At 40.2% G+C, this 12,374-nt stretch carries 10 protein-coding genes; all 10 read left to right on the forward strand.

Annotated elements, in window-relative coordinates; genetic code table 11:
- The first annotated feature begins 159 nt into the window (after window positions 1-159).
- The 10 genes from HMPREF9078_RS09030 (at window position 160) to HMPREF9078_RS09075 (ending at window position 12,069) form a co-directional block, all read left to right on the forward strand.
- A complete protein-coding gene (locus HMPREF9078_RS09030; protein WP_009420386.1) occupies window positions 160-993 on the forward strand; it encodes a glycoside hydrolase family 16 protein in 834 nt (277 codons plus the stop codon).
- A 92-nt stretch (window positions 994-1,085) separates the two neighbouring features.
- Window positions 1,086-1,469, forward strand: a complete 384-nt coding sequence (locus HMPREF9078_RS09035; protein WP_002673934.1) for a TraR/DksA C4-type zinc finger protein — start codon at window positions 1,086-1,088, stop codon at window positions 1,467-1,469.
- Window positions 1,470-1,482: 13 nt separating this feature from the next.
- A complete protein-coding gene (locus HMPREF9078_RS09040) occupies window positions 1,483-2,067 on the forward strand; it encodes a Crp/Fnr family transcriptional regulator (protein ID WP_009420387.1) in 585 nt (194 codons plus the stop codon).
- A 66-nt stretch (window positions 2,068-2,133) separates the two neighbouring features.
- Complete coding sequence (locus HMPREF9078_RS09045) at window positions 2,134-2,520, forward strand: START-like domain-containing protein (RefSeq protein ID WP_002673936.1); 387 nt, start codon at window positions 2,134-2,136, stop codon at window positions 2,518-2,520.
- Between the two features lie 2 nt (window positions 2,521-2,522).
- Window positions 2,523-3,377, forward strand: a complete 855-nt coding sequence (locus HMPREF9078_RS09050; RefSeq protein ID WP_009420388.1) for an aminotransferase class IV — start codon at window positions 2,523-2,525, stop codon at window positions 3,375-3,377.
- Window positions 3,378-3,417: 40 nt separating this feature from the next.
- Window positions 3,418-4,713 carry a tRNA lysidine(34) synthetase TilS gene (gene tilS / locus HMPREF9078_RS09055; protein ID WP_009420389.1) on the forward strand — a complete coding sequence of 432 codons (1,296 nt, stop codon included), beginning with the start codon at window positions 3,418-3,420 and terminating at the stop codon, window positions 4,711-4,713.
- Between the two features lie 197 nt (window positions 4,714-4,910).
- A complete protein-coding gene (locus tag HMPREF9078_RS09060) occupies window positions 4,911-7,622 on the forward strand; it encodes a TonB-dependent receptor (RefSeq protein ID WP_009420390.1) in 2,712 nt (903 codons plus the stop codon).
- Between the two features lie 110 nt (window positions 7,623-7,732).
- On the forward strand, window positions 7,733-8,422 hold the full coding sequence (locus tag HMPREF9078_RS09065) for a hypothetical protein (RefSeq protein ID WP_009420391.1): 690 nt from the start codon (window positions 7,733-7,735) through the stop codon (window positions 8,420-8,422).
- 50 nt (window positions 8,423-8,472) lie between these two features.
- A complete protein-coding gene (locus tag HMPREF9078_RS09070; RefSeq protein ID WP_009420392.1) occupies window positions 8,473-10,302 on the forward strand; it encodes a DUF5689 domain-containing protein in 1,830 nt (609 codons plus the stop codon).
- Window positions 10,303-10,464: 162 nt separating this feature from the next.
- Entirely contained in the window at window positions 10,465-12,069 is a 1,605-nt protein-coding gene (locus tag HMPREF9078_RS09075; RefSeq protein WP_009420393.1) for an L-lactate permease, read from the forward strand.
- The last annotated feature ends 305 nt before the right edge of the window (window positions 12,070-12,374 follow it).

Genomic DNA, 12,374 nt, shown 5'->3' on the forward strand with positions numbered 1-12,374 from the left:
CTCATTTCCCTGCCCGTGCGGCTCGCACCTCATTTCCAAATTTTCTCATTCTCTAATTTTCTAATTTCCCTATCTAATGCCTCGCACCTTCTTTTTGCTAATAAAAAATTATTTTGTACCTTTGCCCTTATATTTACATTTAATTAAAACAATATCAATATGAAAAACATATTTATTATTTTATGCGTGATGAGCATTAGCATAGCCTGCTCTCAGCAAGAAAAGGAAGACCCTTCAACAAAAGAAAATAACGATTATTTAAAAAAAGGAGGGTGGAAATTAGTTTGGGAAGACGATTTTAATCGCGACGATATCTTTGCTACCAAAATATGGTCAAAAATGTGGGCTTGCCCAGATTCAAAAGCCGATTGGTGCAAAACAATGAGTCAAGACCCTAGTTTGTTCGAGATAAAGAATGGCAATCTTATCCTCTTAGGCAAGCCCAGTACAGACCCCGCCAAAGACAAGTCTAAATATATCACTGGGGGTGTTTCTACCAAGGACAAAAAATACTTCGAAAAAGGACGCTTAGAAATCCGTTGTAAGCTCGAAGCCACTCAAGGAGCCTGGCCTGCTATCTGGATGGTACCCAATGCTACTTGGCCTACGGGTGGTGAGATAGACATCGTCGAGCGACTTAATTACGAGCCTTTTGTACACCATACGGTACACTCCACTTACACCCAAGCGGGCAAAAAAGACCCTACCAAGCGCACCCCTAAAAGCACCGCTACAGCTCCTATCAACCCCGATGATTATAATATCTATGCCGTAGAGCTCGACACCGATGAATTGCGCTTTTATGTAAACGGCAAACAAACTTTTAGTTATGCACGTGTGCCCGAGAAAGAAAGTGAAGGGCAATTCCCCTTTGCTCGCCCCTATATGTTGCGCATCGATATGCAATTAGGCGGTAGCTGGGTAGGCGAAGTAAAACCTTTTACCAAACCGGTAAGAATGTACGTAGATTGGGTGCGTTTTTATCAGAAATAATAATCCCAAATAAAAAAATAACATTTTTATTTTGGTAGTTCTGAAAATAATACTAATTTTACGCCCCAATTTAAATAAGTACTATAATTTTTATGGAAGAAGGAAACATCAGAGTGCGCTATTCCGATAAGGAATTAGAAGAATTTAAAGCGCTTATAGAAGAAAAAATCAAAAAAGCACAAACCGATTTAGAGCTTATCAAGAGTTCATATATGAACAGTGCCACTAATGGTACCGACGATACATCTCCCACTTTCAAAGCCTTTGAAGAAGGCTCTAAGGTAACCAGCAAAGAGGAAAATACCGCATTGGCTATTCGTCAAGAAAAGTTCATACGCGACCTCAAGAATGCACTTATCCGTATCGAAAACAAAACCTATGGCATCTGTCGTGTAACAGGTAAACTCATCGATAAACGTCGCCTTATGGCAGTACCTCACGCTACTCTTAGCATCGAGGCTAAAAATATGCAATAGCCATACCCCAAAAATGACGCTCACCGAGTACTTACACCAAGAAACTCAAATCAACACCGAGACACTTGCTTTTATCAATAGCCTATTTGAGCAACAAGAGTACAAAAAGTACCACTTGTTGCTCAAAGAAGGCTCACATTCCAAGCAGTTGTTTTATGTTGAAAAGGGACTCTTGCGCCTGTTTTATAACAAAGAAGATAAAGACATTACCCACACCTTCCTTTTGGAACAAATGTTTTATTTTCCCGTAGAAAATATCTATTTCTCCCAGCCTTTACTCTTCTCTTTAGAAACGCTGGAAGACAGTGTAGTATGGGTAGCTTCTTTCCCCGAAGTAGAACGCGTAGTAAACGAACACCAAGAACTCGAACGCCTAATGCGATTCCTATTAGTGTCAGCCATCAAATCGCTTACTGAACGCCTACATACTATAAAATTCCAAACTGCCCAAGAGCGGTATGACCTCCTCTTGCACACTTATCCTCAAATACTTCTGCGTGCCCCCTTAGGACACATAGCCTCTCTATTAGGTATTACTCAACAAACCCTCAGCGTTATTCGTGGGGCAACTCGCACAGGTGATAAAGGGGGAAAATAATTTGCTATTTCAAAAAATAGTTGTATATTGCGCCCATCAAACAGTGTAATAATACCCTATTTGCCTATGCAAACAAAAGAAAAATATCAATTAGAAGTTACCGTAAACGCCTCTCCGCAATTGCTCTATCAATACATCTCTACCCCAGCAGGTCTCGCTTCGTGGTACGCCGACGATGTGCGCGCTAATGAAGAAATCTACACTTTTGTATGGAATGGGGTAGAAGAAGCAGCTCAGATATTGCGCAAAAAGTTGGACGACCATATTCGTTTCCATTGGGAAGACGATAACGACGCTTCTACTTATTTCGAAATCAAAATCAATGTGAATGATATGACTCAAGAAGTCTCCCTTATCATTACTGATTTTGCCCTCCCTAATGAAATAGAAGAAGCCAAACAGCTTTGGGAGCTCCAAATAAACGACCTTAAAGCTAAAATAGGAGCAAGCTAAATATGAAACTCAATTATAACGGTAACCTCATTACCGATAGCGATACCGTCTTAACTATTAAAAACCGTGCTTTCCTCTACGGCGATGGCGTGTTCGATACTTGCAAATACAGCTACCAAAAACTAATCTTTTGGGAAGAACATTACCTGCGCCTAATGGCAGGTATGCGTATCTTGCGTATGGATATCCCTATGGTATTCTCTATGGAGTACCTCGAAGACGAAATCCTTACACTTATTAAAGCCAATAGCCTCGAAAATAATCCGGTACGAGTGCGTATTACTGTTTTCCGTAAAGATGGGGGTAAGTATACACCCATTACCAATGAGGTAGATTATATCATAGAAACCGAAGTGATGAACAATCCTTTCTATGTACTCAACGAAGAACCCTACGAGGTAGAACTCTTTAAAGACTTTTTTGTACAACCCGACCTCTTAGCAAATGTAAAGCATATTAATCGCACGGTGAATGTGTTAGGCAGTATCTTTGCCGAAGAAAACGACTATCAGAATTGCATCTTGCTGAACAGCAACAAGAGTATTGCAGGAATGCTGAACGGCAACCTCTTTGTAGTGCAAGGCAATACCTTAAAAACGCCCCCACTAACCGATGGAGCACTGAATGGTATTACCCGAAAGATGCTTATCAAAACCCTTAATAAAACCGAAGACTACGAGGTGATAGAGACCTCTATTTCACCTTTTGAACTTCAAAAAGCCGACGAGCTGTTCTTTACCAATAGTCTTGTAGGGATTCAGCCCATCAGTCAGTATCGCAAAAAAGCATATCCTTGTACTACTGCCAAAAGCCTTATCGGTAAACTGAATACTAGTGCCCGATTTGGAGTGGTATAAGTGTGAGCCACACGGGCAATTAAAAAGAGGTGAATAAATTATGAATGTTGAGATTAAAAAACTTAAAGAGAAAAAAATATTGGTTGCCATTAGTGGCGGTATCGATAGCGTAGTACTCACACACTTACTGTACACTCACGGTATAGAACTGCTTTTAGCACACTGCAACTTTCAATTGCGCGGAACAGAAAGTGACGACGATGAGGCTTTTGTACGCACTTTTGCTGCGGAGCTTGGCGTTCCTTTAGAAGTAAAGCGTTTTGATACACATCAATATGCGAGTTCTCATCAGTTGAATACTCAGTTGGCTGCTCGCGAATTGCGCTATCAGTGGTTCGATGAGCTGGCAAGCACCCATTTCTGCGATGCTATCGCTACGGCTCATCACGCTAATGATAACCTCGAAACCTTCTTTATCAACCTTTCCAGAGGTAGTGGTTTAGAGGGGCTCTTAGGCATTCCAGAAGAAAAAGATACTATCATACGTCCGTTATTACAATTCTCTCGTCAGCAGATATACGAATATGCCCAAGCAAAACGCCTTAAATGGCGTGAAGACAGCAGTAATGAAACAAATAAATACGTGCGCAATGTAATTCGGCACGATATAATACCGAAATTAGCATTAGTACACCCTAATTACTTAGAGAATTTTAATCAAACGCAGGAATACTTACACCAATCAGCGCGATTTATAGACTTTTATATAGGAAAACTCAAAGAAACTTGTTTTGAAGGACATAATCCTATACAAATAGACATAGAAAAACTACAAGTTGTTCCTGAATTGGACTTTGTTTTACATAAACTCTTCTACCCTTATGGATTTGGCAATGTAAAAGACCTCAAAAACCTATTGCTGAATGCCGAAGCGGGTAAACAAGTACTTTCGCCTACCCATATCCTCATAAAAGATAACACTTGTCTTTGGTTAAAACCAAATGAAGCAAAACGCAGTTTAAGTTTGCTGATTTCGGAAGATATGGCTGAGGTATACGACCCCGTTCATCTTCATTTTGAATTTATAGAGGGCAAGGTGAAAGTGAAAAATCCAATCCCTACTGAAATATATGTAGATGCCGACAAATTGCAATACCCACTTATGTTGCGCTATAAGAAAGAAGGCGATGTGTTTTACCCTTTTGGAATGAACAGCGAGAAGAAGCTCAGCAAGTTCTTTACCGATGAGAAATACACCCAAATAGAGCGCGAAGAGCAAGTGCTTTTATGCAGTGGTGAGGATATTGTGTGGGTGGTAGGCAAGCGCTTAGACGACCGTTTTAAAATTACCAAAGATACCAAAAGAGCAGTAAAAATTAGCAAATTAGAGAATTAGCAAATTAAAAAATGATGACGGAAAGATGAAGGTAAGAGATAAAATGGGTGGGGTTTTCTTAAAGAAAATATAAAGCTATGACAGCTATAATACTCTATTTGACCTCTTTTAAAATAATTTTATTTCGTTTATTTTGCTATTTCATTTTTTTGTTGTACCTTTGGCACATATTTTAAAGAAATCAACCTCATAGTATTATGTTAAGGAAATTATATCTCTATGTGCTATTGTTCGTATCGGTTTCGGCGTTTTCGCAAGTGAAAGTGGAAGGAACAGTGATAGATGAACTAAGTAGCAAGCCTTTGCAAGGGGTAAAAGTGCGTGTAAGCACTTCTCCGCGCGAAGCAGTTACCAATAGTAAAGGTAAGTATACGCTTCAATTGCCAGAAGGAGAACACTTGCTACTCTTCTCCCTTAGTGGTTATAGCAGTGCTGAGCAACTCATTTCATTAGGAGACACTCATCCTTACACCGTGCCTACGGTTTCCCTCTCGGGTGACTATCAGCAGGAAGCTGAGCAATTGGCAGTGATTACTGAAAGCGAACTAGAAGACGACGAAAGTGGTGCTGATGCGATGTCGGGACTTTTGCAAAGTTCACAAGACGTGTTTATGCGTAGGGCGGCTTTCGATTTCAGTTCGGTGTTCTTCAAACCTCGTGGTTATGACTCCAAAGACGTAACGGTGCTCATTAACGGTATCCCGATGAATCGACTTGAAAACGGTCGTGCCCAATGGGCGAATTGGGGAGGGCTTAACGACATTACACGCAACCAAGAAATGAGCAACGGATTGGTAAAATCCGACTATACTTTTGGTGGATTGATGGGGTCTAACTACATCAATATACGTCCGTCGCTTAATCGTGCAGGGCTTCGCGTAACGACTTCAGCCAGCAACCGCAGTTATACTGGTAGACTGATGGCTACTTACAACTCGGGAGTACAGCGCAACGGATTGGCGTATATGGTTTCGGCTTCACGCAGGTTTGCGCCTCAGGGTAGTTGGGTAGACGGTACGCTCTACAACGCTTATGCTTTTGCAGCAGGAATAGAATATCAGCTTAATAACCATAGTAGCTTTAACCTTATAGGAATGTTTTCTCCAGTGAAGCGCGGTAAGACCTCGCCACTAACTCGTGAGGTACTCGATTTGATGGGCTACCAATACAATCCTTTTTGGGGTAAACAAAATGGCGACAAGCGCAATTCGCGTAACCGTATCGTTTCAGAGCCTATCTTCGTTTTCTCTTATAACTATTTGAAAAACGACACGCGCCTGAATGTGGACTTGGGCTATCAGTTTGGTGAAATAGGTAATACGCGTATTAGTTATTCGAATGCTCAAAATCCTGAGCCTAATTACTATAAACTTCTGCCAAGTTATTACTTAAACCAAAACCCTTCTGACCCCACGATGGCAGCCTTACAGAAAGACTATTTCTTAACGCATTCGCAACTGGACTGGGAAGAGCTTTATCGGGCGAACTACAACACTACCGATAAGCGCAGTGCTTTTATTGTGAGCAATGATATCAATCGCGAACGCACGTTCTCAGCCAATGTGAACTTTTCTACGCCTATTCACGAAAACATCAAATGGACATCGGGTGTAGTGTACCGCAATGTTTCTTCTGATAACTTTGCTGAAGTAGACGATTTGCTTGGTGGTGATTACTTTATGAACTACGATTACTTTGAAGGGAAGCCTTACAATGCCGATGAAACAGATATGAAGAAAAAGCAAGGCGACAAGTGGAATTACTTTTATGCACTTAAAAGTAATGTGGCTGAAGCTTTCTCGCAGTTTGAATTTACGTTTAAAAACGTCGAGTTATTTGTAGCAGGACGTTACCATTATACTGATATCCAACGCGAAGGTAAGTTCAACTATCCTCTCTATGCTGATTCTTACGGAAAGGGTGCTATGCAAGTGCAAAACGGAATGAGTACCAAAGCTGGACTTACCTACGCACTTACCGGTCGCCATTTGTTACAAGCGAACGTGGGGTATTTTAATACACCACAATCAGTGCGCAATATCTATGCAAATGTACGCAATTCTAATCGCTTGTTGCCTAATATCAAGAACGAATTGGCTTACACTGCCGATGCGAGCTATATTTTGCGTATGCCTTACCTAAAAGGACGCCTTACAGGGTTCTTTACCGAGATAGAGAATACTGCGGAAACAAACTTCTTCTATACTGAAACGGCTCTTACTGATGAAATAGACAGAGACTTTGTGGCTCAAACGGTAGAAGGCATTAAGAAACGCCATTTTGGGTTGGAGTTTGGAGCGGAAGCACAACTTATACCTACTCTTAGACTTACGGCAGTAGCTTCGGTAGGACAATATACTTACATCAATAATCCGTCGCTTTACATTTCATCAGGAGAGGTGAACAAGGCTATTGATGAGGTAACGATGAAGAATTACCACGTGCCCAGCGGTCCGCAACAAGCCTATTCATTAGGTTTGGAATATCGCCACCCTAAGTATTGGTGGATAGGGGCAACGGCTAATTTCTTGGCACAAAACTACGTATCGTTATCGGCTTTGAACCGCACTTCGCAGTTCTTTATAGACCCCAGCACGAAAGCGCCTTTTACTAATATTGATACTGACTTAGCTCGGAAGCTTCTCAAACAAGAACGTTTGGACGATGTATTCTTGGTAAATCTTGTGGGTGGTAAGTCGTGGAGACTCAACAAAACCTATGTAAGCCTAATGGTGAGTGTGAATAACTTGTTTGACACTCAATTCCTTTCAGGAGGTTTTGAGCAATCGCGCACTGCCAATTACGGCAAGATGGTACAGGATAACGCACAAGGCGTACCTTCGTTTGGCAATCGTTACTTTGTGGGTTACGGACGTACTTATATGGTGAACTTAGCGGTGAGCCTTTGAAAAGGTAAAAGATAAAAGGTAAAGTTTTAAAAGTAGCCTTGCCTACTTAGTGGGCAATTGTAGAGTAAGAACAAAACAAAACGTTGTTCATTTGAACATTAATAAATATAATGAATAAAAAATCTATTTTCAGAAGAGGAGCTTTAGTGCTCCTTGTAGCAACTATTGCATTAGTAGGTTGCTCTAAAGACAATAATTCAAACCCTGACCCCAACAATCCTAAAGGGACACCCTATATGATTTTTACCACTGATAAAAAGGTGGGGAGCGAAATAACACTGACAATAGACGCCAAAGAAGCAGATAAAAAAGATGTGTGGGTAGACTTAAACAACAATGGTGTGTATGACAGTGGTACTGATGTTCGCCTAAGTGCTACTACAGCAAAGTATAGGCTACAGGGCAATACTGTGAGAGTTTACGGTAAGGTAACATTATTGAAATGTGATCGCAATGAAGTAACTTCGTTAGATGTAACTCGCAATACCGCATTGGAAAGATTGGATATGAGCCATAATAAAATAAAAGAAGTGAACTTGCGCAACAACGCCCAACTCACTTACTTAAAAGTGTCAAATTTACCTCTTGTTGGCTTAGATCTTACCGCTAATAAAAAGCTCACCGAATTACGCTTTAATCTTACATTTTCGGGCGAAAAACTCAAGAAAGTTGTGAGCACTATGCACGAAAACGGCGGGGGCACTGTTTATATGAACCCTAAAATTATCGACAGTCCGGAAGAGCAGCAAACAAAGCAAACTTTGAAAAATAAGAAATGGACTATAGGGTATTGCCAATAAGCAAACCTTAAAATAAAACAAAACACTGATAACTGTAAACTTATAGCCATATGAAACTAAACGTATTAAAACCAGTAGCGATAGCCCTACTTACGGCATTCGCTATTACATCGTGTGTAAAGGACGACGATTATGACATTCCCGATCCTAACGGGAAAAAGCCACTGCCTGACTATAGTGGTCAAGTAGTAAGTTTTGCTAACGTACTCACGAAAGTAACTGCCTCAGTGGCTACCTATACTGCTGATGAAGCTATTGAGGGGTATGTAATATCTAGCGATGAGGGAGGTAACTTCTACAAGAAAATTTATATACAGAACGCTGATAAGAATCAAGGACTTTCAGTAGCGATTGACAAAAGTGGTCTTTATACCGAGTTCCCCGTAGGAGCTAAAGTACAATTGCGCTTGAAAGACCTTACCACTCAACTTAACAACAGTGCTATAGAGGTAGGTCACGGCACTTATACTGCCAAAAGCGGAAGAGTGAGTGTAGGCACAATGGCTGAGGCGATTTATAAAAAACACTTGTTTGACACAGGAGAGCGCAAAACAGTTGCCGAATTAGCCAAAGTGAGTAACTCTATACAAGAAGTATCTACCGAAGCACACGTAGACCAGCTCATTACCCTTAAAGGGGTACATTTCCCTACTGATGCCGTAGGTAAAACACTTTATGACAAGAGCAATGCCCTTGGAGGTGCCACTAATTACAAGCTTACCGATGCTAATGGGAAGACTATTATCTTCAGAACTAGCAGTTATGCTAAGTTTAAAGACGAGAAAGTGCCTGCTGGTGAAGTCGAAGTAACAGGAGTGCTTACCAAATTTAACAAAGATTACCAATTTATGATAAGCAATTATGCTGATTTGGTAGTAAAAGGAGGTACTTCTACCAGTACACAAACTGGTACACAAACCTCTACAACTGTTGAGACCTTAGAAGCGAGCAATGCTACTGTAGCTGATTATGTAGTAGGCAAAACCGTAAAACTGCACGGTACCACAGTAGTAAAAAGCGGAAGAACCTACATCGTTTTCAAAGATGGTACCGAAATACAAGTATTTTCAGCTAAGGGCGTAACTATTTCAGATGCAGCTAAAGAAAAATTGGCAACAGAAGGTTATGAAATAAACGTTACAGGAGTCTTTACTGATTATGCCCTTAAAAATGGTACTGTTGTAAAAGAAATACTGTACAGCAAAGAAAGTGATATAGAATTTATAAAAGCGCCTGCTGCGATTACTTATGTAGATGTAGACGCTACAACCGCTACTCTTGCCAGCGATTACCAAGTGGGTAAGCACGTAAATTTAAAGAATGCCACTCTAAAAGTTGAAGGTGGAAAATCTTACGTTCTTTTCTCGGATGGTAATAAAATACAGTTGTACTCTCCTAATCTCAAATCTTTTAGTAAAGACGCTCAAACTAAATTGGGTACTGACGGACAAAAGCTTACTTCAATTAAAGGAAAATTTGAAGATTATAGTGTAAATGGAAATACCGTACATCAATTGGTTTATGCTGTGGAAGGTGATATTGTATTTGGTGATACCCCAGTAGTACAGCTTCCTGAGCTAAATGTAGCTACCGCTACTGTTGCTGATTTCAATAAATATAAAGACAAAAAAGTGAAATTAGAAGGTGTCATTACAATAAAAGACAGTAGTACTTTCTTTGAATTCAAAGATAAAACAGAAGTACAAGTGTATGCTACTAGTACTGTATTTAAAGCGTTATCCAAAAAAACTAAAGCCAAACTGAAAACAGCAGGTACCAAACTTATTGTTACAGGCACTCTAGGAGAACATACCAATAAGAATAACGTAATTATTAAGCAAATTGAATACGGAAAAGAAGCCGATTTAGACTTCCAGTAGAAAAGAAGTTTTTTGGATTTATTCAAGAAGAGTGAGCCTTTTTGAAGGCTCACTCTTCTTTTGTCTTTGCTATTTCGCTCGAAAACATATTTCTTTCGTAATATTTGCATATTAAATAAAAAGCACTATCTTTGCCCTCAAAAGAAAATAAAAAAGAAACCTATGGCTTTATTTCTTAGCGTTCTTCCGATAGTGCTACTCATCTATTTGATGGTTAAAAAGAACGCACTTCCCTCGTATATAGCACTCCCGCTTATTGCAGGATTGGTGTATGTGTTGCACCTAACTTATTTTGAAGGCTCTTTTGTAGCCGTAAATGCTAACTTTATTAAGGCTATCATATCGGTAGCTACGCCTATTACGGTGATATTTGGGGCGGTGCTCTTCAACCGAATGATGGAGATGACAGGGGCAATGAATGTGTTGCGCCGTTGGTTAGGCAACATCAGTCCGAATCCTGTGGCACAGCTGATGATTATAGGCTGGGCTTTTGCCTTTATGATTGAAGGAGCCAGTGGTTTTGGTACGCCTGCGGCTATCGCAGCACCTTTATTGGTAGGATTAGGCTTCAAGCCGTTGCAAGTTGCTATTCTCACACTTATTATGAACTCGGTACCCGTATCGTTTGGAGCGGTGGGCACCCCTACGTGGTTTGGTTTTGGTACGCTTATCGGTAATGGAGCTATTTCTGACTCCGAGCTTTCCGATATAGGTAGGATTACGGCTATTGTGCATCTGTTTGCTGCTTTTGTAATTCCTGTGATGGCACTCAAGGTGATTGTATCGTGGCAACAGATACGCAAGAATATAGTTTTTATACTCATTAGTATTCTCTCGTGTACGGTGCCTTACGTGATTGTTGCGTGGTTCAATTACGAGTTCCCCGCTTTGGTAGGAGGGGCTATTGGCCTCTTTATCTCCGTAGGGGTTGCAAGTAAAGGAATAGGACTATCTAAAACAGACAACCGTGAAGTACATCACGAGAAGGTAAAATCTTCAGAACTCATCAAAGCCCTTTTTCCTACGGCTTCACTCATTATCATTTTAGCACTTACCCGCATTAAACAACTTCCACTAAAAGCACTTTTGAACGATACAACTGAGTGGTTTACTATAAAATTGGGTTATCTGGGCGATTTTGAGGTTACTAAAGGACTTATTTTTTCACTGAATAATATTTTTGCTACGGGCGAAAATGAAAGCTACAAACTGCTCTACGTGCCTGCACTTATTCCGTTTGTGGTTACAGTACTCATTTCCATTCCGTTATTCTCGCTGAAATGGAAGCAAACTAAAGAGCTTTTTTCGGCTAGTTTTGTGCAGATACAGAAACCTTTCTTGGCTTTGGTAGGAGCGCTTATTATGGTAAATGTAATGCTGATGGGAGGTGAAAACTCTATGGTGCAAATTATCGGTCGCGGATTGGCACAAGCCACAGGCAGTCACTGGACGATTTTTTCATCGTATTTAGGAGCGGTAGGGTCTTTCTTTTCAGGCTCTAACACCGTATCGAACCTTACTTTTGGAGCCGTGCAATACTCAGTTGCTAATACCACAGGACTTTCGGTACCTCTGATACTCGCCTTACAATCAGTAGGGGGAGCGATGGGTAATATGGTGTGTATCAACAATATTATTGCGGTATGTTCAGTATTAGGCATTGATAAAGCCGAAGGGAAAATAATGAAAATTACCGTTGTACCTATGATGGTATATGGAGTGATAGCTGCGCTGGTAGCATATCTTGTTATTCCGCTAATATTCTGATAGGTAAAGGGACATTGCTATAATTTATAACAAAGCTCTTTTGTTCTTAAATTTTTTTAGATGTATATTTTTACTAGCCTATCGCGCTACTACTCTATAGATGAGTTTCTTGTAGCTCATATTTATCGTTTTTTCTTATCCGTGCGACTTGTGTCTCGGATATTTTTAGAGTTTTTCTATAATTTTTTAGGAACTAATATAAAAATACATATCTCATTATCAAGTAACTAAAAAAATCTTCAAAAAAAAATGTATAAAAAATTTTGTAGGAAAATAAAAAGGTTATACCTTTGCACCCGCAAAAG

It is taken from the genome of Capnocytophaga sp. oral taxon 380 str. F0488, assembly GCF_000318255.2.
Taxonomy (GTDB): domain Bacteria; phylum Bacteroidota; class Bacteroidia; order Flavobacteriales; family Flavobacteriaceae; genus Capnocytophaga; species Capnocytophaga ochracea.

What these genes read in the sequence shown, in the direction of transcription:
- HMPREF9078_RS09030 (WP_009420386.1), top strand. Translation starts at nt 160, where the DNA reads ATGAAAAACATATTTATTATTTTATGCGTGATGAGCATTAGCATAGCC.
- HMPREF9078_RS09035 (WP_002673934.1), top strand. Translation starts at nt 1,086, where the DNA reads ATGGAAGAAGGAAACATCAGAGTGCGCTATTCCGATAAGGAATTAGAA.
- HMPREF9078_RS09040 (WP_009420387.1), top strand. Translation starts at nt 1,483, where the DNA reads ATGACGCTCACCGAGTACTTACACCAAGAAACTCAAATCAACACCGAG.
- HMPREF9078_RS09045 (WP_002673936.1), top strand. Translation starts at nt 2,134, where the DNA reads ATGCAAACAAAAGAAAAATATCAATTAGAAGTTACCGTAAACGCCTCT.
- HMPREF9078_RS09050 (WP_009420388.1), top strand. Translation starts at nt 2,523, where the DNA reads ATGAAACTCAATTATAACGGTAACCTCATTACCGATAGCGATACCGTC.
- tilS (WP_009420389.1), top strand. Translation starts at nt 3,418, where the DNA reads ATGAATGTTGAGATTAAAAAACTTAAAGAGAAAAAAATATTGGTTGCC.
- HMPREF9078_RS09060 (WP_009420390.1), top strand. Translation starts at nt 4,911, where the DNA reads ATGTTAAGGAAATTATATCTCTATGTGCTATTGTTCGTATCGGTTTCG.
- HMPREF9078_RS09065 (WP_009420391.1), top strand. Translation starts at nt 7,733, where the DNA reads ATGAATAAAAAATCTATTTTCAGAAGAGGAGCTTTAGTGCTCCTTGTA.
- HMPREF9078_RS09070 (WP_009420392.1), top strand. Translation starts at nt 8,473, where the DNA reads ATGAAACTAAACGTATTAAAACCAGTAGCGATAGCCCTACTTACGGCA.
- HMPREF9078_RS09075 (WP_009420393.1), top strand. Translation starts at nt 10,465, where the DNA reads ATGGCTTTATTTCTTAGCGTTCTTCCGATAGTGCTACTCATCTATTTG.